Annotated in this window: 19 protein-coding genes; 6 read left to right on the forward strand and 13 right to left on the reverse strand. The window is 57.4% G+C overall.

What is annotated here, in order from left to right:
- Window positions 1–201: 201 nt before the first annotated feature.
- On the forward strand, window positions 202–831 hold the full coding sequence (locus ACTJKV_RS10825) for a MarC family protein (protein ID WP_062427351.1): 630 nt from the start codon (window positions 202–204) through the stop codon (window positions 829–831).
- 83 nt (window positions 832–914) lie between these two features.
- Entirely contained in the window at window positions 915–2,069 is a 1,155-nt protein-coding gene (locus tag ACTJKV_RS10830) for an HPP family protein (RefSeq protein WP_440598645.1), read from the forward strand.
- Window positions 2,070–2,102: 33 nt separating this feature from the next.
- On the opposite strand, the gene ACTJKV_RS10835 is transcribed toward ACTJKV_RS10830, so the two are convergent.
- Together ACTJKV_RS10835 and gloA are read right to left on the reverse strand one after the other, a co-directional pair.
- Complete coding sequence (locus ACTJKV_RS10835; RefSeq protein WP_274102410.1) at window positions 2,103–3,233, reverse strand: D-Ala-D-Ala carboxypeptidase family metallohydrolase; 1,131 nt, start codon at window positions 3,231–3,233, stop codon at window positions 2,103–2,105.
- A 220-nt stretch (window positions 3,234–3,453) separates the two neighbouring features.
- Window positions 3,454–3,894 carry a lactoylglutathione lyase gene (gloA, locus tag ACTJKV_RS10840; protein ID WP_062427355.1) on the reverse strand — a complete coding sequence of 147 codons (441 nt, stop codon included), beginning with the start codon at window positions 3,892–3,894 and terminating at the stop codon, window positions 3,454–3,456.
- Window positions 3,895–4,123: 229 nt separating this feature from the next.
- Between gloA and ACTJKV_RS10845 the strand changes: the two genes are divergently transcribed.
- On the forward strand, window positions 4,124–4,702 hold the full coding sequence (locus ACTJKV_RS10845; RefSeq protein ID WP_112954869.1) for a cold-shock protein: 579 nt from the start codon (window positions 4,124–4,126) through the stop codon (window positions 4,700–4,702).
- Window positions 4,702–5,175, forward strand: a complete 474-nt coding sequence (locus tag ACTJKV_RS10850) for a DUF192 domain-containing protein (RefSeq protein ID WP_274102412.1) — start codon at window positions 4,702–4,704, stop codon at window positions 5,173–5,175. The genes ACTJKV_RS10845 and ACTJKV_RS10850 overlap by 1 nt, the downstream gene beginning before the upstream one ends.
- A gap of 132 nt (window positions 5,176–5,307) precedes the next feature.
- Here the strand turns inward: ACTJKV_RS10850 and ACTJKV_RS10855 are convergent, their stop codons facing one another.
- Window positions 5,308–5,556 carry a BON domain-containing protein gene (locus tag ACTJKV_RS10855; RefSeq protein ID WP_062427358.1) on the reverse strand — a complete coding sequence of 83 codons (249 nt, stop codon included), beginning with the start codon at window positions 5,554–5,556 and terminating at the stop codon, window positions 5,308–5,310.
- A 189-nt stretch (window positions 5,557–5,745) separates the two neighbouring features.
- Here ACTJKV_RS10855 and ACTJKV_RS10860 point away from each other — a divergent pair, with 189 nt between their 5' ends.
- Window positions 5,746–6,015, forward strand: a complete 270-nt coding sequence (locus tag ACTJKV_RS10860) for a DUF982 domain-containing protein (RefSeq protein ID WP_062427359.1) — start codon at window positions 5,746–5,748, stop codon at window positions 6,013–6,015.
- A gap of 44 nt (window positions 6,016–6,059) precedes the next feature.
- Here the strand turns inward: ACTJKV_RS10860 and ACTJKV_RS10865 are convergent, their stop codons facing one another.
- From ACTJKV_RS10865 to cckA, 6 genes are all read right to left on the reverse strand, one after another.
- A complete protein-coding gene (locus ACTJKV_RS10865) occupies window positions 6,060–7,025 on the reverse strand; it encodes a phosphatase PAP2 family protein (RefSeq protein WP_062427360.1) in 966 nt (321 codons plus the stop codon).
- A 63-nt stretch (window positions 7,026–7,088) separates the two neighbouring features.
- On the reverse strand, window positions 7,089–7,427 hold the full coding sequence (locus ACTJKV_RS10870; protein WP_113179680.1) for an AzlD domain-containing protein: 339 nt from the start codon (window positions 7,425–7,427) through the stop codon (window positions 7,089–7,091).
- Window positions 7,424–8,179, reverse strand: coding sequence for an AzlC family ABC transporter permease (locus tag ACTJKV_RS10875; protein WP_062427362.1), 756 nt, complete (start codon window positions 8,177–8,179; stop codon window positions 7,424–7,426). The genes ACTJKV_RS10870 and ACTJKV_RS10875 overlap by 4 nt, the downstream gene beginning before the upstream one ends.
- A 299-nt stretch (window positions 8,180–8,478) precedes the next feature.
- Entirely contained in the window at window positions 8,479–10,977 is a 2,499-nt protein-coding gene (gene clpA / locus ACTJKV_RS10880) for an ATP-dependent Clp protease ATP-binding subunit ClpA (protein ID WP_062427363.1), read from the reverse strand.
- A gap of 10 nt (window positions 10,978–10,987) precedes the next feature.
- On the reverse strand, window positions 10,988–11,341 hold the full coding sequence (gene clpS, locus ACTJKV_RS10885; RefSeq protein WP_062427364.1) for an ATP-dependent Clp protease adapter ClpS: 354 nt from the start codon (window positions 11,339–11,341) through the stop codon (window positions 10,988–10,990).
- Between the two features lie 302 nt (window positions 11,342–11,643).
- On the reverse strand, window positions 11,644–14,253 hold the full coding sequence (gene cckA / locus ACTJKV_RS10890) for a cell cycle histidine kinase CckA (RefSeq protein ID WP_274102414.1): 2,610 nt from the start codon (window positions 14,251–14,253) through the stop codon (window positions 11,644–11,646).
- A gap of 513 nt (window positions 14,254–14,766) precedes the next feature.
- Here cckA and ACTJKV_RS10895 point away from each other — a divergent pair.
- Window positions 14,767–16,161 (forward strand): flagellar biosynthetic protein FliO, encoded by a 1,395-nt coding sequence (locus ACTJKV_RS10895; protein WP_440598646.1) that lies wholly within the window; start codon window positions 14,767–14,769, stop codon window positions 16,159–16,161.
- A 172-nt stretch (window positions 16,162–16,333) separates the two neighbouring features.
- On the opposite strand, the gene ACTJKV_RS10900 is transcribed toward ACTJKV_RS10895, so the two are convergent.
- From ACTJKV_RS10900 to ACTJKV_RS10915, 4 genes are all read right to left on the reverse strand, one after another.
- Window positions 16,334–19,462, reverse strand: a complete 3,129-nt coding sequence (locus ACTJKV_RS10900) for an efflux RND transporter permease subunit (RefSeq protein WP_274102416.1) — start codon at window positions 19,460–19,462, stop codon at window positions 16,334–16,336.
- A 2-nt stretch (window positions 19,463–19,464) separates the two neighbouring features.
- On the reverse strand, window positions 19,465–20,607 hold the full coding sequence (locus ACTJKV_RS10905; protein ID WP_274102417.1) for an efflux RND transporter periplasmic adaptor subunit: 1,143 nt from the start codon (window positions 20,605–20,607) through the stop codon (window positions 19,465–19,467).
- Window positions 20,608–20,845: 238 nt separating this feature from the next.
- A complete protein-coding gene (locus ACTJKV_RS10910) occupies window positions 20,846–21,388 on the reverse strand; it encodes a VOC family protein (protein ID WP_274102418.1) in 543 nt (180 codons plus the stop codon).
- A gap of 78 nt (window positions 21,389–21,466) precedes the next feature.
- Window positions 21,467–23,095 (reverse strand): CTP synthase, encoded by a 1,629-nt coding sequence (locus tag ACTJKV_RS10915; protein ID WP_274102419.1) that lies wholly within the window; start codon window positions 23,093–23,095, stop codon window positions 21,467–21,469.
- Window positions 23,096–23,197 lie beyond the last annotated feature (102 nt).

Below are 23,197 nucleotides of genomic sequence, written 5' to 3' on the forward strand. Positions count from 1 at the left end.
TCCGCACGCCAATTTCTGCGCCGGTTTTGAACAGTCTTTTACGTCATTTACAAGACGATACACAGTTTTCTGCAGGCGTCAGGGCAAAAGCCGGAGCACGGGGTTCCAATAGCGCTGCCTCTTGCCTAACATCATCGCTAAACAGGTCGCCAGATACCTGTGAACGCCACCAACGGGGGCGGCATAAGAGCGGGGGACGGCATGGCAAGCGCAGAAATCTTTATCAATGCCCTGACGACGATGCTCGTCACGCTCGACCCTCCTGGACTGGCGCCGGTCTTTCTGGCGCTGACCATCGGCATGACCCGCGCTCAGCGCGGCCAGGTCGCCTTGCGCGGCTCGCTGATCGGTTTTGGCATTCTCGCGATGTTTGCGCTTTTCGGCGCGTCGATCCTCGAACTGCTCGGCATATCGCTTGGCGCGTTCCGGATATCCGGTGGCCTTCTGCTTTTCTGGATTTCCTTCGAGATGATTTTCGAGAAGCGTCAGGAGCGCAAGGAGAAGACGTCCGAAGTCGCGGTCACCCAGGATCACATCCAGAACATCGCCGTGTTTCCATTGGCATTGCCTCTCGTCGCCGGGCCAGGCGCGATTTCTGCGACTGTGCTGATCTCCGGCACGATGGAGACGGGCTTCGATAAAGCCCTCTTCATATTGCTGCTCGCCTTCAGCATGCTGATCGTCTTCGCAGCACTGCTTGCAGCCGATCGGCTGGACCGCTTCCTCGGCAATACCGGCCGCGCCATTCTCACACGCCTGCTTGGCGTGCTGCTCGCAGCGCTCTCCGTGCAGTTCGTGGTCGACGGAATAAAGTCTGTCATGAACATGTGAGTCCTGAACACATCGACCCATGACAGGATTTTTCAGTCCCGCATAGAAGCCGCCTCTAAAGGACATCTGTATTTGGAAAGACTATGAAAAACCTGTTGCGGTTCGTCGTGCCAGAGGCAACGCCCGTCAGCTACAAGGAGCGCTTACGCGCAGCCGCAGGCGCATGGATCGGCATTCTGGTCACAGGCCTGGTCGGATACATCGCCATCGGCGCGGGTCTGGCACTGCCCGCCCTGATCGCACCCATGGGCGCCTCAGCCGTCTTGCTCTTCGCCGTTCCCTCCAGCCCACTTGCGCAGCCTTGGTCGATCCTTGGCGGAAACACCGTTGCCGCAGTGATCGGCGTCACCATCGGCCTTCTCGTGCCACAGCCTTTCCTTGCTGGCGCTTTGGCAATTGCCGTTTCGATCGCTGCGATGATCACCCTGCGATGCCTCCACCCGCCGAGCGGGGCCGTCGCGCTTACCGCCGTTCTGGGTGGTCCAGCGATCCACGACCTCGGCTATGGGTTCGTTGTCTGGCCAGTGCTGGGCAACTCGGTGGCGCTCCTGGCGCTTGCGGTGGTCTATAACAATTTCACTGGGCGGCCCTACCCCCACGCCATCCGTCCGCAAGCAGCAGGTCATGGAACGAAGGATCCAGCGCCCGTCGAGCGAATTGGCTTTTCCTCTGCCGACCTGGATGACGTGCTGAAGGAATTTGACCAGGTTCTCGACATCGACCGTGACGATCTCGAAACGATTCTGCGCCGCACTGAACTCCGCTCCTATCGTCGGCGCGCCACCCATCTCGACTGCGCCAATATCATGTCGCGCGACGTCATCGGTGTAGCGCCGGACGATTCGCTGAAGAACGCCTATAGCCTGATGCGCAACCACCATATCAAAGCGTTGCCGGTGACGAATGATGTGGCGGAAGTCGTGGGCATCGTCACGCAGACGGACTTTCTCGACAAGGCCACGTGGACCCATGGCCGTCCGCGCATCGGCTTCCTCCAAAGGCTGCGTCTGATTGCAACAGGCAAACAGGCACCCAACGATACGGTCAAGGATATCATGACGTCTCCGGTACAGACGATCTCGCCGACGACGGCAATCGAGGATGCCATCATTATCTTCGCCGAGCAGGGTCTGCACTACTTACCGGTCGTAGATGCCAATCAGAAGCTGACGGGGATTATTTCGCAATCGGATGTGCTGGTGGGAATGCTGGCCGACAAGGTAGCGTCGGAACAGTGATACCGGTGCCTCTGACACAATTCGTTGACAGGGTCAGCTGCTGGTACCCGTCTTGCGGCACGGCCAGTTCCAGTCGCGGCTCTCACCAATGTCCATATGAACCGATTCCGTGTGGCAGTAGGTGCCGACGCCGCCTCTTCCGGGCAGAGATCGCAGATAGTCTGCAAGATCCCACTTGGACACACCCTTGATCTGTATGTCCACGGCCTCACAGGTGAAGTGCTTGGAGCCATGCGTCACGCCCTTTGGCGGGCGGTAGCCGGAGGTGATGATTGCTGGCTTGCGATAATGGGATTCGAGCTCCTTGATGCGATGCACCAACTCAGGCTTCAGGCAGCCCACATTCACCTGGTTCGTCTGCAAGACGAGCCCATTAGGCGCGATGCGCGTCAATCCTGGCATGGACACGAGTTTCATCAAGCCCGTCGGTTTATCGTCCTCGTCGTCCAGATGACTTTCATCAAAAGACTGGGCCGCCTTGCCGAGGGAGGCCACACCGGGTTGCGCCATGCCACCCAGAGCCGTTGCAGCATCCTGTCCGGTCGCCCCGCGCTTTTTGGGAACGCCGGCAAACAAGGCTGCGGCCATCGGGATGTTCTGCGGACCCTGCGACGGCTCTTCGTTGGTTGATGCCTTGCCACTCGCAAGCGCGGTCGTGGGCGCAGGACTGGAAGCGCCTGGCACCGCGTTGGACGATTGATCTTGGGAGGGCTGGGGCGTGGGTTCCGCAGGCGCGTGGCCTTGGGTAGAATAGACACTCTTCAACGCGGGCACGATCCGTCGCGTTGGAGCATAGGCCGGAACGCTGTCCATATCCGCTTGGCCAGTCGACGTCGTGCCGCTGGAGAAAATGCTGTGAGATCCGGCGGCAACTCCGGTCGCCTGCATGGCATAGCCGCCATTCGGCTGGTCCGCACCATTCCCGGCTGCCGGCACTTGCGGGGCCTGTGGCGCCCCGCTTGGCATGGTGTTGGCTGCCGACTTGCCGTTGGCCGCCGACACCATTCTCGGGTCGACGTAGCCCGGCTGAGTGGGTTTCACGCCATTAGGCGCCGAGGCCTGGGTTTCCCTATCGGCGCCCTCTCCATCCGAAAGCGCTGCGGGATCAAGAACGGCTGCCACATCCTTGCCCTCAGGCTTTGCTGAAACGCAGCCAGAAAGCATCAGGAGCGCCAAAACGATTGATGACGCGGCCGCTGCTGCGTCGCGCGATCGTCGTCGCTGCTGACCCATCTCCATCTTCAAAAGGAAAAACCTCCGCGTCTTGCGCTTCGACTGCACCAGGAACCGTGAGTTCGAGCAAAGCATAGCGCCGAGCCCGAAACATGCGCGGCTCTTGGGGCGATCAAGACGAAGCGCGGAGAATGCGCTTAAGCCTAAGGCCTTACCAGGAGCCGGTATTTTCCATAGATATCCACGGCTCGGCTGGTGCCAGGCTTGCGCCCTTCTGCAATATCTCGATGGAGATGCCATCGGGCGAGCGAACGAACGCCATATGCCCGTCACGCGGCGGACGATTGATGGTCACGCCAGCGGCCTGGAGCTTAGCGCAGATCTCGTAGATATCGTCCACCTCATAAGCCAGATGGCCGAAGTTGCGTCCGCCCGTGTAATCTTCGGTATCCCAGTTATAGGTCAGCTCAAGAGCAGGCGCCTTGTTTTCCGTCGCCGCCTTGACGTCGTCGCGCGCAGCGAGGAACACGAGCGTAAACCGCCCCTTCTCGTTTTCGATACGGCGAATCTCCTGCAAGCCGAAAATATCAGAGTAGAATTCGAGCGACGCCTTCAGGTCTTTGACCCGAACCATGGTGTGCAGATAACGCATTATGTATTCCTCTCATGTGTAGCATTCGGCTTGAGCGCAGACTCTAAAGCCTTTGGCCCGAAGACGGAAACGTTTTAGACGATGCCCGTCAGCCTTGAGCAAGCCCTGATCATTAAAAACCGGTCTGGAAACTGAAAACTAAGACTTGCGTACAACCGTTACTGCAATGTTAATCTCTTAGTAGGGAATCAGTTGACCGGTAGTGGTGCGTATTGAGGGGCTGGGCAAAATGGCTGATAGAATGTCGTCGAAGAGCATCGCCGAATTCGAAGATTTTTCTGGCGATGCCGTTGACCTGATCGAGATCACCGGCGTCGTTAAATGGTTCGACGTGGCAAAAGGTTTCGGGTTCATCGTACCGGATAACGGCATGCAGGACGTTCTTCTGCACGTCTCCTGCCTGCGCCGCGACGGCTACCAGACCATTCTGGAAGGCACGCGGATCGTTGCACTCATTCAGCGTCGCGACCGGGGCTATCAGGCCTTCCGCATTCTGTCGATGGATCAGTCGACAGCCGTTCACCCATCGCAGATGCCGCCGGTGCGTACCCATGTTCAAGTAACGCCTCACAGTGGCCTGGAGCGCGCCATCGTCAAGTGGTTCAACCGCACCAAGGGCTTCGGCTTCCTGACGCGCGGCGAAGGCACGGAAGACATCTTCATTCACATGGAAACGCTGCGCCGCTTCGGCCTTGCGGAACTCCGCCCGGGTCAGGTCGTTCTGGTTCGCTATGGTGATGGCGACAAGGGCCTGATGGCCGCTGAGGTGCATCCCGACAATCCAGCCAGAATTGGAATGGCGCACTGATGAACCGCTTTGACATTAGTACCGTCGCAAGCGCCTTCGTGGCGCTTCTCTTTTTTGTGGCGTCTTACGCAGGCGCTGTGGCCCAGGAAACGTTTCCCAGCGAGAAGCTCGAGATCGTTAGCACCTCAGGCAAAACACACGCATTCACTGTGGAAGTGGCAAGTAGCGACAGTCAACGTCAGCAGGGGTTGATGTTTCGCAAATCCATGGGCGAAGACCAGGGGATGCTGTTCGATTTCAAAGAGGACAGAGATGTGATGATGTGGATGAAGAACACCTTCATCCCTCTCGATATGCTCTTTATTTCCAAGGCTGGAAAAATCACGCACATTCACCCGAATGCGGTGCCTCATTCTGAAGACATCATCAGTTCAAACGGACAGGTACGCTATGTCCTGGAACTGAATGGCGGCGCTGCGAAAAAGCTGGGGTTGGCCGTCGGCGACTCGGTGAAGGCAGCGCAGATAAAATAGATCCTTCGGATCATCGCGCTGAGCGTTGTCACTCACAGTAGACAAGCTAGATTAGCCGAGAACATGCAGTCAGCCCGCATGAGCAGACATCGGCAAGATCAAGCCGGGCGCTTGTGGCCCGGCTCTTGATTCTCAGTAGACTGGCTCTACATGGCTAAGGATGCGGCAGTTCGAAATAGACGATGCCAGACTGATTGCGGTTTCGATCGCCTCGACGGAATCAGCAGTCCCCTGCAAGTAGATCACGTCGTTTTCAGCCGTTGCTGAGATGTTTGATTTCTCGAGGCCCGATTCGAAGGCCAGAGCAGATGTAATGGCCTGGCAAACGCCAGCCATGCGGTCGCCGAAAAAGCTTTCCTGAATTCCAGACAGATTGAACATAATCGGGCCTCCTTCATTTAGAGCAGTGTTAACGCGCGAACAGATTGTTTGTTCATCTCCGGTTCATGTGTTTGTTCATTTTCCATTCATCTTGCAAAAAAGATACCCCTAATGTGTTCACTTTTTTCGTGATCAGGAACCGAAGCGTGAGGCTGGGGTTATTCGTGCGCGGTGAGAAAGGAGAATGCGATGCTTATTCACAACTCAGAACCTTGCCATCACGCACAGTGGTGCAAGCCTGTCGCAGTCCATCTGCCCATGTGCCCGGCCGTGGAAATATACAGCCCGCTCGTAGCGCTGGAGATGCTCACATATCGCTGGCCCAAGGAACACGGTCCGGAATACGAAGCAGCCAAAAAGCAATGCCTGGACGCGGTCGCAGGACGTTGCGATCTCGAGGCGGCCCGGGAAGCCTTCATGCTCGCGAGCAGCCGCGCGCACATCCTGACCGTCCACTAACGTTCAAAAACCACCCTGACATTGGCCGCGATAAGCGGCCTTTTTTATTTCTCCGGGAACGACCAGAAGCTCCGTACCAACACGTTGGAGCGGCCAGACGGGCTCTCACCCGCGCGAAACGTTAGCATGTTCGCCAGACGAATCGATAATGGACAGACGATAGCAAAGAGCAGTACGCCTCCAAAAACGTCTGATAGATGGTGAGCCCCTTGAATTAGCACAGCCGGCAACATCACGAGGTTCAACGTCACGATGACCAAGATAACCGCGCGATAACGTGGAACAAAATAGACTGACATTGCCGCCATGAAGATATGAAAAGAAGGAAAACCAATCAGCCCCTCTACGTTTCGTGGCGTTAGGTATCGCACGCCTTCTTGACCCAGACGAACGAGTTCACGTCCATATTCAGGTCCCAGAGCCAGCGGCATTGCTTGAGGGACCCACGCGGGCAGCTCTTGAAATGCGCTGGGACTATAGGTTGGGAAGAATACCCAAAAGATTATACTTATGAGCGCGCCTAAAACTCCCGTAAGAAGAAACTGGTGAAGCTGCCGAATCTTACCTGTGAAACCGAGAACTATAATGATGAAGAGAAGTTGAGGCAGCGACGTGGCGTATACGAAGAATAGCAACGTCCCGACAAACGGATAGCTCGCGACCCATGTCACGCTGCGTGCCCAGTCATAGCCGATCCAGCCATCGATCCGCATCAGCATCTCGTCGATCAGCGGAAAACGCACTGGCAGGAACATGTAGTTAAAGATCGAGCCGCAGATAGAAAACAAAATAAAAAGGCCTGCCGCTATAAGAGCTGCCGCCATTTTTTCTTCCCGTTTTCTTGCGCGATAGATCTGCCCTAAGAAAACAAGCCCACTGCCGATACCAATGGAAAGGCAGTAGCCCACGACATCAATTTGTATGTCCTTGAATCCGACCAACGCGATATCGATGACGAATAACGCAGCTATGATCGAAGCCACGAAGCGTTCAACGGGGAGGAAATGCAACAGAAGTCACCATGTCACAGATTGTCTTGCGACATGATATCCAACAGGCATTAACAAGCTCTATTATCCGAAAATCACCAATCCCAAGCCCAGCAGTACAATTGGCACGACCACCCCGACAATGACGCGCTGACCGCTTGCCAGAAACGCAATGAAGCCGATGACGGCAGCACCGATTCTAAGCTCCATTGGCGAGTGCGACAGCGCCCCCGTTGGGAAGACGATGAGTTTCGCTGTCACTGCCATCACCAGCGCTGTGGCGACTGCCCTCACCCAATGCAATGCCTCCGATTCTTCCTTCAGCTTGTTTCCTGCCACAACACCAAGCCATCGCCAGATATCGGTAGCGATCCAGCCAGCAAGCGCGATGAAAAGGTAAGGTGCCCACCAGGCATCGATCATGGCTCGCCCTCCGTCGACGATGGGACGATTTTGCGACGAAACCAGAAGCGGTCGATCAGATAGGCGAGTGTTCCTCCACCGATCCCGGCATAGAGAATATCGAACTCGGGCTCGATCAAGGCGAACAAGGGTCCGCCGATCACCCCAATGATGAAGGCCACCTTGACGACCGAGTGTCGCGCAGAGGCCCATATGGAAGAGATGAAGTAAACCGGCGTCAGGAAGAACAGGACGCCAGCGACAAGCGGCGGAAAGGCAGCAACCACGCCGTAGCAGATTGCGACGATTGCTGTATTGATGAGCGTGAGAGTGATGCCGAAACCCGCAAACCATGCGACACGCGCTTCGCGAGGCACCTTCGTTAGGTTCTGGGTTGCGTAGACCCACGCCGTTATCGCAACGAAGTGGGAGAGAAACAGCAGCAGCCATGTGGGGGTCTTCGCTGTCCGCATATCCGGCACGATAGATGCCACCATCGGCATCATTCGGATCGATGACAATGTCACCGCCAGAAAACAGGCGGCCATCCCTGCCCCGCTCACCATGGAGCCGATCAATATCATCTTGGCCGGCAAGGCCCAGATGGTCAGCGTCATGAACACGGCCTCGCCGCGCGTGACGCCGGATTCCAAAGCAAAGGCGCTGAACCCGACGAAAGACGTCATCAGAATGAGAGAAGGAAGCGAGAATATTCCCATCATTCCCCTGGCAAACCAGAGAGGAAGAGAATGGGTGTCACCATGTGCAGACATCGGTCGTTCCGGAAGAATAGACAAATCGCTGGGGCCTGACCGAAGTACCAGACGCTTCGGCACAAGCCGAGGCTTGTCTAGCACGCTTTTCGAAATCTGCGCGTCTAAAATGACGCAAAGGGATACCGCGCAAAAGCGTGCAGCCGCTTTATGATCACGACACGCTTAGAGCACCGGCCCAAAAGTCAAATCGATACATCCTCGCAATTAAGCGCTTGGACACGCAGAGGTGGACAAAAGAAAAGGCGGCGAAGAGTGATCTCCGCCGCCATGTATTCGGGTGTCCAAGCGAACACCTTTTACTTTTTCTTCGGGACCTTCGGAACGGTGTTGCCCTTGCGACGTGGCTTGGCATCCTCGTCCTTTTTATCGGTCTCTGCCACCAAAACCTCAGCCTGTTCTTCAGCCTTTGAAGTCTTGGCTTTCGATTTGCCAGGAGACTTCGCAGCCTTCAATTCGGCTTCCGGCTTTGGCTTGACGGGCGCCGTCTCAGGCAACACATCGAGCTTGAGGCCATCCGTGCCGTCTTCCTTCTTGTCGAGGCTGACACTGACGACGCCACCCTTCTTCAGCTTGCCGAAGAGGATTTCGTTGGCCAGTGGCTTCTTGATGTGCTCCTGGATAACACGACCAAGCGGACGAGCACCCATCTTTTCATCATAGCCCTTCTCAGCCAGCCAAGCGACCGCATCGTCGTGCAGATCGAAGGTAACGTTACGCTCGGATAGCTGTGTTTCAAGCTGCATGACGAACTTCTGGACCACCTTGTGGATGACCGCAGTCGGCAGTGGCGAGAACGGAATGATCGCATCCAGACGGTTGCGGAATTCCGGGGTGAACAGGCGGTTCAATGCCTCTTCGTCTTCACCAGACCGCTTGGACGAACCAAAGCCGATCGCAGACTTCGCCATTTCAGAAGCGCCCGCATTGGTCGTCATGATCAAAATGACGTTGCGGAAATCGATCTTCTTGCCGTTATGGTCGGTCAGCGAGCCATGATCCATGACCTGCAACAGAATGTTGTAGATGTCCGGATGGGCCTTCTCGATTTCGTCCAGCAGAACCACGGAATGCGGATGCTGATCGACTCCGTCTGTCAGAAGCCCGCCCTGGTCGAAACCGACATAGCCGGGAGGTGCACCGAGCAGGCGCGAGACCGTATGACGCTCCATATACTCAGACATATCGAAGCGCAGCATTTCCACGCCGAGAGACGACGCAAGCTGCTTGGCCACCTCGGTCTTGCCGACGCCGGTTGGACCGGAGAAGACGTAAGAACCGATGGGCTTGTTGGGTTCGCGAAGACCCGCACGCGCCAGTTTGATGGCCGTGGAGAGTGCCTCGATCGCTGTATCCTGACCGTAGACGACCGAGCGGAGTTCCTGCTCGAGATTGGCAAGAACCATCTCGTCGTCCTTCGACACCGTTTTCGGCGGAATGCGTGCCATGGTCGCGATCGTGACTTCGATTTCCTTCTCAGTGATCAGCTTGCGGCGCTTCGATGCCGGAAGAAGCATTTGAGCAGCACCGGTCTCGTCGATCACGTCGATCGCCTTATCGGGAAGCTTGCGGTCGGAAATGTAGCGTGCCGACAGTTCCACGGCAGCCTTGATGGCGTCGTTGGTGTAGCGAAGGTGATGATACTCTTCGAAATAGGGCTTGAGGCCCTTCATGATCTCGATAGCGTCATCGATGGATGGCTCGTTGACGTCGATCTTCTGGAAGCGACGAACAAGCGCGCGGTCCTTCTCGAAGAACTGCCGATATTCCTTATAGGTTGTCGATCCGATGCAACGGATGGCGCCGGAAGACAAAGCAGGCTTCAGAAGGTTGGACGCATCCATTGCGCCGCCGGACGTTGCGCCTGCGCCGATCACCGTATGGATTTCGTCGATGAACAGCACGGCACCCGGATATTCTTCCAGCTCCTTAACGACCTGCTTCAGACGTTCTTCAAAGTCACCGCGATAGCGCGTACCGGCCAGCAGCGTACCCATGTCGAGCGAGAAGATCGTGTCGTTGATCAGCGCTTCGGGCACCTTGCCCTCGACGATGCGCTTTGCCAAACCTTCGGCAATCGCCGTCTTGCCGACGCCGGGATCGCCCACGTAAAGCGGGTTGTTCTTCGAGCGGCGGCAAAGAACCTGAATGGTACGATTGACCTCTTCATGACGACCGATCAACGGATCGATACGACCGGTTCTGGCCTTGTCATTGAGGTTGACGCAATAGGCTTTGAGCGCGTCCGGCTGCTTCTTCGCGCCAGCCGCATCCTCTTCCGCGCCACCATTGCGGGCAGCCTTGGGTTCGTTGTCGCCTTCGTCAGCACCGCGCGGCGTGCGGGTCTGGGAGGAGCCAGGACGTTTGCCGATACCATGAGAAATGTAGTTCACCGCGTCGTAACGCGTCATCTCCTGCTCCTGCAGGAAGTAGGCGGCGTGGCTCTCGCGCTCGGCGAAGATCGCGACCAGCACGTTGGCACCGGTCACCTCTTCGCGGCCGGAAGACTGGACATGAATGACGGCGCGCTGAATGACGCGCTGAAAGCCGGAAGTCGGCTTGGAATCCTCGTCATATCCTGTCACGAGATTGGAAAGTTCGTTGTCGACATAGTCGATCACCGTCTTGCGCAACGTGTCGAGATCGACATTGCACGCGCCCATGACGGCCGCTGCATCAACGTCGTCGAGCAGAGCGAGAAGCAGATGTTCGAGCGTCGCATATTCGTGGTGACGCTCATTGGCAAAGGTCAGTGCCTGGTGCAGCGCCTTCTCGAGACTTGGGGAAAAAGTTGGCACGTTGCGATCCTCATTTCTTTTCCATGACGCACTGTAGCGGATGCTGGTGCTGTCGGGCGAAATCCATGACCTGGCTTACTTTTGTCTCTGCGACCTCATAAGTAAAGACCCCACATTCACCGACACCATGCTGATGGACATGCAGCATGATGCGAGTGGCGGCATCCCTGTCCTTCTGGAAAAAACGCTCCAGAATATGAATGACGAACTCCATGGGAGTGTAATCGTCGTTCAGGAGAAGAACACGGTACAAATTCGGTCGTTTTGTCTTAGGCTTGGTGCGGGTGATAACAGACGTTCCGCGGTTCGTTCCGCCGTCCTCCCCTTCGCTGTCGCCTTGCATGTAGATCGACTTAACGATCATTTTTCATCATTCTCCAAAATCAAACTCGCAAGCAATGAAGGGTGCGAGCAAGAATTTCGCCTCTTCTTATTTAGGTCTGTCTCAGTCGATTTTAAGCCCCTCGCGCGGCACTGCAATCAATAATCTGTTGGCGTCCGGCGAAAAGTAGAAGGACGACAGAAAGCGTAAGGCTCAAAGCTGAGCCTTTCTCCCATGTTTCACGCTACAGCGGGGAAGTTGTGCGAAAGTTACGCGGCATTCTGTCGCCGCGCGGTCACAAGAAGATGGTTAAGCCACAGATTGAAGGCCGCAAAAGCGGCGCTTCAATCCTCACTATCGAGCATTTCGCGCACGGCAACAGCCAGTTGCTTCAGCGAAAATGGCTTGGGCAGGAAGCCGAATTTGGCCTCCGCCGGCAGGTTCTTGGCGAAAGCATCTTCGGCATAACCGGACACGAAGATGAACTTGAGATCGGGGTAGGACTTGCGCAATTCACGCAGCAAGGACGGGCCGTCCATTTCAGGCATGACGACGTCGGAGACGACGATATCAACCTTTCCTTCCAGCTCTTCCATCACCTCCAGGGCTTCCGTGCCGGAGCCGGCCTCGTGAACAGTATACCCGCGCGTTTCCAGCATACGCTTGCCGCCGCGCCGCACCGCCTCTTCATCTTCTACCAGCAGCACCACGGCAGACTTCCCGGTCAGATCAAGCGGCTCATCCTTGGCTTCCGGTTTGGCAGTGACGGCTGCTGCAGCCGTAGCCTGACCCTCTTCGCCAGGAACGACGGGTACAGGCTGTACCGGCTCGACGATATGGCGCGGCAACAGAATGCGAAACGCCGTTCCCTTGCCCACTTCCGATTCCGGGTAGATGAAGCCGCCGGACTGTTTGACGATGCCATAGACCATGGAAAGTCCAAGTCCCGTACCCTTGCCCACCTCCTTGGTGGTGAAGAAGGGTTCGAAGATCTTGTCCATGATCTCCGGCGGAATGCCTGTACCGTTATCGGCGACTTCGACCATCACCATGTCTTCAGCCGGAAGCTCCGACTTGCCGAATGCGGCGACCTCGGCAGCTGGCAAGTTGCGGGTCGTCACCTTGATCTTGCCGCCCTGCGGCATGGCATCGCGTGCGTTGACGCAGAGATTGATCATCACCTGCTCGAACTGGGACAGGTCGGTTTTCACCGGCCAGAGATCGCGGCCATAGTCCACTTCCAACTTGACGTTGGTGCCGGAAATCAGCCGGTCGACCAGCATGCGCAGATCGCCGATCACGTCGGTCAGATTGAGAACAGCAGGACGCATCGTCTGCTTGCGCGAAAACGCCAGCAATTGCCGCACCAGAACAGCGGCACGGTTCGCATTGCGCTTGATTTCCATCAGGTCTGCAAAGCTTGCATCCGCCGGCCGCGCCTGCAGCAGCAGATGGTCTGACGACAGCAGAATAGCGGTGAGCACATTGTTGAAGTCATGCGCGATGCCGCCTGCAAGCGTGCCGACGGCATTCATCTTCTGCGTTTGCGCCATCTGGGTTTCAAGCGCCTTCTGCTCGGTCACCTCGATGGCATAGACGATCGCCACCTCTTCAGGCGCCTCGTCATTCTGGTCGATGACGGCATTGACGTAAAAACGGAAGTGGCGCGTCTCGTCCTTCGGATGGCGGGAATCGAAAGGCGGAATATCGCCCTGGCGATCTTTCGCGGCACTCATGGCCTGCGCGAGTTTGGCTTTCTCATTGTCGTGCAGCACGGTTTCGAACGCGACGGCGCTGTCGATGTCATCGCGGCTGACGACACCAGAAAACAGCTTCAGGAACGGCGCATTGGTGCGCAGGATGCGTCCCTCGCCATCCAGCGAGGCGATCGCCATCGGCGTATTGTTGAAGAAGCGGGTGAACCGCATCGCGGACGAGGATTCCGCGTTTTCCTGCCCCTTGGGACGCATGAGAACGAGTGTCCGGGTTTCACCCGGCGCACCGTCACGCGCCGCGGTTACCTGATGAACGAGGCGAGCCGGCATGCTCTGGCCGTTGACCCGGCGCATGTCGAGATCGAGCATTTCCGTGCGGTTGCTGCCCGCGTGCGGCTGAACCGATTCGATCAGCGCCATCCCCTCGCCTGCGACGATATCGGAAACATTCAGAGAGCCCGGCGAAAACTGCGCGAGATCGATGCCAAGCCATTCGGACAGCGTCGCGTTGAGATAAACGATATCGCCCTTGCGTCCTGCGGCGAAGAAGCCAGCAGGGGCGTGGTCGAGATAATCGATGGCATTCTGCAATTCGCGGAAGAAACGCTCCTGGTCCTCGCGCTCGGCGGTAATGTCGGCGATCTGGAAAACGTGCAGATCCTGCCCGTTCACCTCCTTCAGCAAACGCGCCTTAAGCCGGAACCAGCGGGGACCGGGCTGACTGACGGCCGACTGGCTGAGAGGTTTGAGAAGACGAAATTCCTCGTAACCATCCCGTCCCTCTCGCAGTCCGTTGATCAGGCGGTAGAGTGCCTCGGTCGATTCCCGGTCTCGCGACAGAAGCTGTTCGAGGCTTTGAATTTCCGTCGCACGGGTCGCGCCGGTCATCTGGCAATAGGTAGCGTTGGCATAAACCAGCCGCCCCTTGGTGTCGGTGATCAACGTGCCTTCAGGATGGGACGAGAGAAACCGCCGCGCCATCCCGTCGGATTGAGACTGCGGCATGACCTCGATGAAACCGATCACGGACGAGACGAGGAAGAAAATCCCGAGCATGGCAAGAACGCCGAGTATCCCGAGCACGATCTCGTTTTCGAGCGAGTCCTTGAAGTAAACGAAAGCAATGGCAGCGGCGACGAGCACAAGTGCCAGCAATAGAATACGAAGCACGGTGGCGGAGCGCCCACGCCTGTCCACCAAGGGGAAGTCGTTATCAGTGGATTGACGCACCTTGGTCATCGAGGTTTTACCCTTGCAGTTCTGCTAGTGGAATGACTTTGACATTTGATGCCCACATGCGGAAATCTCGAGAATCAAATGTCAAATTCGTAAATTCCACTAGAAACAAAAACTTACTAGTGGTCTTGAAGATTTTGACATTTGCTCTCGAGTCCTCTGCCAGCGGTAGCAAATGTCAAAATCAGACCACTAACTGTTGCGGCATGCCGAAAAACAGCCGCGTCGAACGGAATCGCTTCTATTTCCTTGTAGCAATTTGCATAAATATCAAAAAGCTCCGTCCATCTATAAGCACCACCCATGCACAACCAATAACGATTTCGGCCATCTACGCGCTTTGAGACAAGCTCTATAGTCGGGTGCTTTCGTCAAACTTGCAGCAAATTCGTGGACGAACGGGATAAATTCTTGTGCGAGGCGAAAAAAAATCGTCTTTTCCCGTCACGTTCTGTGAACAAATGTAATGCGGGTACATTTCCGCTGCACGAAATGGCTGAAGGGACCGGCTCCGTTATGGAAGATTTCATTGGCACATATGGCAATCGCCTGATCATTGCAGTGGTTGGCGTGGGTGCGGCACTCCTGCTGCTTGCCATCGTCCTGTGGTTCATCCGCAGACGCAGTGGCTCTGCCCCGTTCATCCGTGGCGGCCGAAACCGCCAGCCGCGCCTGCAGGTGCTGGACGCGACAGCCGTCGATGCAAGGCGGCGTCTCGTTCTCGTGCGCCGTGACAATGTCGAGCATCTGGTGATGATTGGCGGGCCAACGGACATCGTCATCGAAAGCGGTATTGGCGCCATCCCGTTCATGAAGGATGTGCGCGATCCGCAGGAAGACGCCCTGATCGCACGTGATGCCGACCGCAGCGTATCCGCCGACCGACAGCGTACGCTCGCCCAGGCACCACAAGAGGATGTTCGCCCTGCAGGCGCATTTACCGCTCCCGAACTGAAGAGCGAGGCTCCCGAAGAACCCAGGAAGCAAACCGCGAGCACCGCGCCCGTGAAGCCTCAGCCAGCCGCCTCGCCTTTGCCAGCACCCGCCGTTGCGTCCAGGCCCATTCCTGCTGCGCCACCAGTTCCGCCGCAGCCCGCAGTCCGAAAGCCACAGCCTACGCCGGCGACACCTCCCGTTTCGACGGTCGCACCCTCGGCGTCGACTCCAAGCCGGGAGGCGCCTGAAGCGGTCGTACCACCAGCACCCAGAACGTTGGCCCGCGAGCCCGTCGCTCCGTCCATTCCAGTCGTACCGCCGTTGGTTGCCGCCGCCATTATGCAGCAGGAGGAGGACATGAACCGGTCTGCTGCACCGGCTTCTCAAGCTCCCGTGGCCTCCGAAGCCCCTGTCGCTCCACAATCGCCTCTTCCTTCACAGGTCCCTAGCGTTCCTCCGGTTGTCGCACCGGCCGTATCCACGACCTACGACCGAAGATTCGCAGAGCCTAAGCTCACGGCAGAGCCTACATTGGAAGAAAAGTCAGAGCCGGTTGGGCATAGCGAGCCAGCGATAGCGGAGCGAAATGCAGTCGATTTTCTCGACGCTGCCCGCGACCGCGTGCTTCCCGCCTACAGCGCTACACCGTCCGTTACCACCGCATCCGCAACGCCTGTGGCGCCGCTTGTCGCAAAACCGGAACCGCTTGCCCCAAGTGACAATGGTCCCGTCTTCGGCGACCAGTTGACCAGTGATTTCGAAAGCTTCCTTGAAGCCGAGATCGCTAAGAGCGCCAATGCCAATATCGATCTGCCGCGCCCGCTTGCCGTGGCGCCGCCGGTGAACTTGGACACAACGACACCTGACCCGCAACCCGATCCAAAGTTTTCGGAAGCGCCTGCGGATGCCGAACGAGACGTCCAAAAGGAAATGGCTCGCATCTTCGGTGAGATGTCGGTCACCCGCGACCGATAGTGACGATTTAAAGCAACGCCCGCGCGACACAGGAAGCCTCAGAGCTATCGTGTCGCGGCGGGCGTATCCATCTTCATCGCCCTTCCTGACGTCCTTGTGGCTCCTGATTGCGCCTCATTCTTCGACCGGCACAGGATTCTATTGCGGTTTTCCCCGCGCCTAATCTTGGTCATCATACGGCCGCCACCTCACCCCGAGCGGGCATATCCTTTCCGCGCCGAAGCTTGTCGAGCAAAAGGTAGATGACGGGGGTCGTATAAAGTGTGAGGACTTGGCTGACCATGAGTCCGCCGACGATCGCATAGCCCAAAGGTTGACGCAGTTCAGCACCGGACCCGTGACCAAGCGCCAGTGGTATTCCACCCAAAAGAGCGGCCATCGTCGTCATCAGGATCGGTCTGAAACGCATCTGAGCGGCTTTGACGATCGCCTCCTCGCTCGACAATCCCTCCTCCCGCTCTGCCTGGATGGCGAAATCGACGAGCATGATGCCATTCTTCTTGACGATACCGATCAACAGAATGACCCCGATCATTGCCACAAGCCCGAAGTCGAAGCCGGCCACCTGCAGAGCCAGAAGCGCGCCAAGGCCCGCCGAAGGCAACGTCGACAGGATCGTTAGCGGATGGATAAGGCTTTCGTAGAGCACGCCGAGAATGATGTACACGACGACAAGCGATGCCAGGATGAGCAGAGGGATGGTCCCAAGCGAGTCCTTGAAAGCCTTCGCGCTGCCGGAAAACGATGTCTGCAGCGACCCCGGAGGATGCATGTTGGACGCGGCATTTTCGATGACGGCAGTGGCGTTCCCCAGAGCGACATTGGGCGCCAGGTTGAACGAGATGGTCACAGCCGGCGATTGGCCCTGATGCGCAATCGATACCGGCGAGGTGCCATCCGTCGTCCACTTCGCCACGACCGAAAGCGGCACAAGCGTTCCATTGCTTGCTCTGACCGAGAGACGGTCAAGCGTGGCGATATCTCGCTGCAGATCCGGCAAGACCTCAAGAATGACACGGAAGGTGTCGGTCTGACTGGAGAAGGAGGCTACCTGGCGCTGACCAAAGGCGTCGTAAAGCGTCTCGTCGATGGTGGAAGGAAGGACGCCATAGAGCGTCGCTGCGGCGCGGTCGATCTTGATCGTCAGATTGGGCGCTTCAGCTTGCTGATCGCTCCCGACATCGCGCAGTTCCGGCAGCCCGGAAAGCTTGCTGGTGATCTTATCCGACCAGTCGCTGAGTTCCGCGATATCGGCATCCTGAAGTGTGAACTGATATTGCGTTTTCGCCGGCCGCGCACCGATATTGATATCCTGTGCCGACTGCATGAAGAGCTTGATGCCCTGCTGCGCATTCAGCGCCGTGCCCAACCGGTCGATCACCTGCTTGGCACTGACATCGCGTTCCTCCAGAGGCTTCAGCGTGATGTTGACATGGCCCTGATTGAGCGCATTGCCGCCGTTACCGCCGCCGATATCCATGAAGACGCTATAGACAGCGGGATCTTTCATGATGATCTCGCTGACGCGTTCCTGAAGCTTCGCCATCTCGGTAAAGGAAATGTCGGGAGAAGCCTGCGAAAGGCCAGCAATGAACCCGGTATCCTGCTCCGGAAAAAAGCCCTTGGGCGCGACGACGAACAGATAGCCGGTTGCCGCAATGGTCGCGAGAAAAACGAAGAGCGTCAAAAAGCGATGCCGAATGACGGGCTTGAGGCTGCGGATATAGAGTGCTGTCAATCCGTCGAAGAATGCCTCTCCCGCCAGATAGAAACGGCTGCGCTGATCCTTCTCGATGGGGCGGATGAATTTCGATGCCAGCATCGGCGTCAACGTCAGCGACACGATGGCGGAAATGACGATCGCGACAGTCAGCGTCACGGCAAATTCCCGAAACAGGCGCCCGATGATGCCACCCATCAACAGGATCGGAATGAGGACTGCAATAAGCGAGAGACTGATGGAAACGATCGTGAAACCGATCTCCCGCGTGCCTTGGAGCGCCGCCTGTCTCGGCTCGACCCCGTCTTCGATATGGCGGGTGATGTTCTCCAGCATGACGATGGCGTCGTCGACGACGAAGCCGACGGCGACGACCAGCGCCATGAGCGACAGATTGTCCAGACTGAAGCCCAGAAGCCACATGGGTGCCAGCGATCCGGCCAGAGCAATCGGAAGCGTCACCACGGGGATGAGTGTTGCGCGCAGGTTTCGCAGGAAAAGGAAGATCACGACAACGACGAGGCCGATGGTCAGCATCAGGGTAAACTGAATATCCGTCACGGACGCTCTGATCGTCGTCGTCCGGTCGGTGACGAGTTCCAGCTTGACCGAACGCGGCAGCGAGGCCTGGAGTGCGGGCAATTGCTCTTTCACCGCATTGACGACCGCAATCACATTGGCACCGGGCTGACGAAAAACGTCGAGCGCGATGCCTCGCTCTCCATTTGTCCAGTGCGCCATCTTTCTGTCTTCCGCACCATCCGTCGCCTGCCCGATATCGCGAATGCGCACCGGCCCGCCGTTTCGATAGGCGATGACGGCGTCGTTCCATTCCGCGCTGCTGGAAATCTGGTCGTTCGTATAGATCGGAAAGGTGCGTGTCGGGTCGTCGATGTTCCCCTTCGGCGCACTGAGACTGAGATTGCCGATGGCGGTGCGCACGTCCTCCATCGTCACGTCGGCCTGGGCCAGGCGACCTGGATCGACGGCGATGCGGATGGCCGGTTTCTGCTTCCCGCCAATGTTAACGAAGGCCACGCCTGAGACCTGACCGATTTTCGAAGCGACGTTGCGTTCGATGTATTCATCGAGTTGCGGCAGTGTCAGCGTATCGGAGGTCGCCGAAAGCTGCATGATCGGCGCATCGGCAGGGTTTGCCTTATGCACTGTGGGAAGCGAGGTCATATCCTTCGGAAGTTCACCCGCCGCTTCGCTGATTGCCGTCTGTACATCGCTTGCAGCAGTCTCGATGTTCTTGTCCAGATCGAACTGCACCGTGATCGAGGTGGTGCCAAGCGAACTGTTTGACGTCATTTCGGTAATGCCGCTGACGCGTGAGAGCGCCTGTTCAATGGGTTGCGCGACACTGGAGGCCATCGTCTCCGGCGAAGCACCGGGGAGATTGGCCGCGATCTGGATCGTCGGAAAATCAATTTGCGGAAGTGCCGAAACCGGCATGAATGGATAGCAGATGGCGCCGACCAGAAAGATGCCGGTCATCAGCAGCCCGGTCGCCACCGGATGCAGAATAAAGAAATCGAAGAAGCTGGACGTACGGTTTTGGTCCTGATCGTTTTTCATGGTCAGTTCGCCTTCTCGGCAAGTTCGCCTGTTGGCGACCCTGTCCAGGGGGTAGCGGTGACAGTCGCGCCATTGCCGATCCGCGACTGGCCGTCCATGACGACCTCCTCGCCCTCCTTTATTCCCTCCGTCACCAGCGCTCTTGCGCCGGTCACGAAGGCGGTCTTGACGTTTCGCTGTTCCACCTTGTTGTTTTTAGAGACCACATAGGCGTAAAGCCCGTTACGCCCTCTCGCCAACGCCTTGTCGGGAACGACCACCCCGCTCTTGTGCTCGACTGTCAGTGTGGTTGCGACCGGCAGGCCAGGCCAAAGAGCGCCGTTGCCATTGTCGAAGATCGCCTTGAGATGAATGGAGCCGTTGGAGGCATCGACCGAGTTGTCCATTGTCGTCAACTGGCCCTTCGCCAGGACGCGGCTTCCATCGGTCGTGATCAGGGTCACTGCCGCGATCTTCTCGCTCAGCGCTTGGCGGATCTCGCCGAACCTGTCGCCAGGCGCGACAAAGGACACGGCAATTGGATCCATCTGGGTGATTGTCACGATGCCATCGGTCGAGCTTGCGCTGACCACGCTACCCACATCGACCTGCTTGAAACCCGTGCGTCCGGAGATCGGGGCAATCACGGTTGCGAAGCCGAGTTGCGTTTCCGCACTCTTGATCATGGCATCATCATACTGGACGGCTGCAGCATATTGCTCGCTCAGCGCGTTCTTCTGTTCAAGCGTGGAGGCGGACGCCACTCCCTTTTCGGCGAGCGAGGCATAGCGCTGCGCTTCAGTTTTGGCACTGTTCCATTGGGCTTCATCCTGAGCCCTCTTCGCCTTGGCGGAGGTGAGCGCGGACGAAAGCTCACGGTTATCCAGCGTCAGCAAGACGCTTCCTTTTTCTATCATCTGGCCTTCAGTGAAGCGGATACCGGTCACCTGCCCGTCAATCCGCGGTCTGACCGTGACGCTCTGTAACGGGTCCACGGTACCGATACCGTTGATCACCTTGTCGATCTCCTCGACCTTTGCCTTATAGACCGTGACAGGAACGGCAGGCGCGTCTTGCGCGCGGACGATGTCAGGCTGCAACGCCAGCGCTACTCCCCCCAGACAAATCGCAGGGAGCACATAAAAACGGAAGGCTTTGACGAACATGCTGCTGATCTCGCGCGCTGGAGTTCAAATTCAGCAGTAAACTCGGATCACGAATTTTTGTTCTGATGTGATACTAATATTAGGAACTACTTTTCCGACGTTGCGCATTGTTGAGCGCCAAGATCACAGAGAAGTCTCACCCTAACTGATGAGCGCGACGCCACGGGGCGTTTCTATCTCCGCGATGTAACGGAAACTCTTGGCTTTGATCACCGTCGGCGGGTCGATAATCTCAAGATCAGCATAGAGTTCTCGAACCCGATCCGCCTCGGGATGTTCGATCTGGAAGCTCTTTAGCCGAAAGCCAAAATCCGGCATGGATGGCGCGGGGGGTTCCCCGCGCTCCCCAGTCCATCACGGAAGGTGCAACGCCGCCGCACGGCAGAGATCCATCGTCGGCGACCGCGAACAGCCACTCACGATCTCCACGTGACACCGTCTCTTGACGTCCCAGCAGATCGCCATGCCGCGCGAGCACGCTGGCAAAGTCGCTGGTCCGCGCCACCCAGGCGCGCAGCCGTCGCCCCTCGTCCCACGCCGCCTGAACGACCTCAAGATCATCGAGCCCGAACCAGCGTCGTCTCTTAGGCGGCTCTGCCTCTGGATCGACGGCAATAACTTCCAGAAAGACATCCGCGCCGAGCCGTAGCAGCAGATTGTGGGTGCCCATCTGTGGATGCTTGCCGCCTTTCGGCATGTCGATGCCGAGCGCGTCGCGCACATAGTCGGCGCCAACCTCAAGCGACGGCGCAATAATCGCCAGGTGATCCAGTTTCAACATCACGCACTCCATCGCTTGAAAAGCAAAAGGCCGCATTGCTGCGGCCTTTCAATCTCTAGTCCTGTGGTAGCCAGCCGATCAAACCAGACGGCTCCGAACCAATGCTGCCTCGATGAAGCTTGCAAAGAGCGGATGCGGATCGAGCGGGCGGCTCTTGAGTTCGGGGTGATACTGCACGCCGATGAACCAAGGATGATCCGGATACTCCACCGTTTCCGGCAGAAGACCATCCGGCGACATGCCGGAGAACACCAGACCGCAGCTCTCCAGACGATCCTTGTACTCCACATTCACCTCGTAGCGGTGACGGTGGCGCTCAGAAATGTCCGTTGAGCCATAGATGTCGGCGACCTTGGTATCCTTCTTCAGCGCCGCCTTGTAGGCGCCAAGACGCATGGTACCGCCGAGATCACCCTTCGAATTGCGCTTCTCAAGCTCGTTGCCCTTGACCCACTCGGTCATGAGACCAACGACGGGCTCCTGTGTGGGACCGAATTCGGTGGAGGATGCCTTTTCGATACCAGCCAGATGACGCGCCGCTTCCACGACAGCCATTTGCATGCCAAAGCAGATACCGAAATACGGAACCTGACGTTCGCGGGCAAACTGAGCTGCACGGATCTTGCCTTCAGAACCGCGCTCACCAAAACCGCCAGGAACGAGGATCGCATTGACCTTCTCGAGATAGGGAGCCGGATCTTCCTTTTCGAAGACTTCGGACTCGATCCACTCGAGCTTCACCTTCACCCGGTTGGCAATACCGCCGTGATGCAGCGCTTCGATGAGCGACTTGTAGGCGTCCTTGAGGCCGGTATATTTGCCAACGATGGCGATCGTGACTTCGCCTTCCGGCGTATGAATGCGGTTGCAGACTTCTTCCCACTGCTCAAGACGGGGCTTGGGAGCAGGCTCGATGCCAAAGGCGGCCAGCACTTCATTGTCGAGGCCTTCCTTGTGGTAGGCTGTCGGCACGTCATAGATGTTCGCGACATCCAGCGCCTGGATAACGGCAGACTGGCGCACGTTGCAGAACAGCGAAAGCTTGCGGCGTTCCGCTTCCGGAATTTCGCGATCCGCGCGAACCAGCAGGATATCCGGGTGGATACCCAACGCCTGAAGCTCCTTGACGGAGTGCTGTGTGGGCTTCGTCTTCAACTCGCCAGCCGCTGGAATGTAAGGCATCAGCGTCAGGTGAAGATAGATCGCCGTCCCGCGTGGGAGGTCGTTGCCGAGCTGACGGATGGCTTCCATGAAAGGCATTGCCTCGATGTCGCCGACCGTGCCGCCAATTTCGCAGATGACGAAATCATAGTCGTCATTGCCTTCGGTAACGAAATCCTTGATCTCGTTGGTCACATGCGGAATGACCTGAACCGTCGCGCCGAGATAATCGCCGCGGCGTTCCTTATCGATGATGTTCTTGTAGATACGACCCGTGGTGATGTTGTCGGTCTTGGTTGCGGAACGCCCGGTAAAGCGTTCATAGTGACCAAGATCGAGATCCGTCTCCGCGCCGTCATCGGTCACGAAAACCTCACCGTGCTGGGTGGGGCTCATGGTGCCGGGGTCGACATTGAGGTAGGGGTCGAGTTTGCGAAGCCGCACCCGATATCCACGGGACTGCAACAACGCTCCGAGTGCCGCGGCCGCAATGCCCTTCCCAAGGGAGGATACCACGCCGCCTGTGATGAATACATATCGCGCCATGGGAGTCACCGCTTACCTTTTAATAGATGATTCCGCCAGCCCCAAATTCATTGATCGCGAAATCATCTGTTGATGACGCGTGGAAGCTCAGCCGGAATGTAA

The organism is Agrobacterium sp. 22117, from assembly GCF_052045735.1.
GTDB lineage: Bacteria > Pseudomonadota > Alphaproteobacteria > Rhizobiales > Rhizobiaceae > Agrobacterium > Agrobacterium cavarae.

Bases quoted from the DNA above. Each gene is read 5' to 3' on its own strand.
- ACTJKV_RS10835 (WP_274102410.1), bottom strand. From the start codon at position 3,233: ATGCTTTCTGGCTGCGTTTCAGCAAAGCCTGAGGGCAAGGATGTGGCA.
- ACTJKV_RS10875 (WP_062427362.1), bottom strand. From the start codon at position 8,179: ATGTCTGCACATGGTGACACCCATTCTCTTCCTCTCTGGTTTGCCAGG.
- ACTJKV_RS10910 (WP_274102418.1), bottom strand. From the start codon at position 21,388: ATGTTGAAACTGGATCACCTGGCGATTATTGCGCCGTCGCTTGAGGTT.
- gloA (WP_062427355.1), bottom strand. From the start codon at position 3,894: ATGCGTTATCTGCACACCATGGTTCGGGTCAAAGACCTGAAGGCGTCG.
- ACTJKV_RS10900 (WP_274102416.1), bottom strand. From the start codon at position 19,462: ATGAAAAACGATCAGGACCAAAACCGTACGTCCAGCTTCTTCGATTTC.
- cckA (WP_274102414.1), bottom strand. From the start codon at position 14,253: ATGACCAAGGTGCGTCAATCCACTGATAACGACTTCCCCTTGGTGGAC.
- ACTJKV_RS10895 (WP_440598646.1), top strand. From the start codon at position 14,767: ATGGAAGATTTCATTGGCACATATGGCAATCGCCTGATCATTGCAGTG.
- ACTJKV_RS10915 (WP_274102419.1), bottom strand. From the start codon at position 23,095: ATGGCGCGATATGTATTCATCACAGGCGGCGTGGTATCCTCCCTTGGG.
- ACTJKV_RS10845 (WP_112954869.1), top strand. From the start codon at position 4,124: ATGGCTGATAGAATGTCGTCGAAGAGCATCGCCGAATTCGAAGATTTT.
- ACTJKV_RS10825 (WP_062427351.1), top strand. From the start codon at position 202: ATGGCAAGCGCAGAAATCTTTATCAATGCCCTGACGACGATGCTCGTC.
- ACTJKV_RS10850 (WP_274102412.1), top strand. From the start codon at position 4,702: ATGAACCGCTTTGACATTAGTACCGTCGCAAGCGCCTTCGTGGCGCTT.
- ACTJKV_RS10855 (WP_062427358.1), bottom strand. From the start codon at position 5,556: ATGTTCAATCTGTCTGGAATTCAGGAAAGCTTTTTCGGCGACCGCATG.
- ACTJKV_RS10860 (WP_062427359.1), top strand. From the start codon at position 5,746: ATGCTTATTCACAACTCAGAACCTTGCCATCACGCACAGTGGTGCAAG.
- ACTJKV_RS10830 (WP_440598645.1), top strand. From the start codon at position 915: ATGAAAAACCTGTTGCGGTTCGTCGTGCCAGAGGCAACGCCCGTCAGC.
- ACTJKV_RS10870 (WP_113179680.1), bottom strand. From the start codon at position 7,427: ATGATCGATGCCTGGTGGGCACCTTACCTTTTCATCGCGCTTGCTGGC.
- ACTJKV_RS10905 (WP_274102417.1), bottom strand. From the start codon at position 20,607: ATGTTCGTCAAAGCCTTCCGTTTTTATGTGCTCCCTGCGATTTGTCTG.
- clpS (WP_062427364.1), bottom strand. From the start codon at position 11,341: ATGATCGTTAAGTCGATCTACATGCAAGGCGACAGCGAAGGGGAGGAC.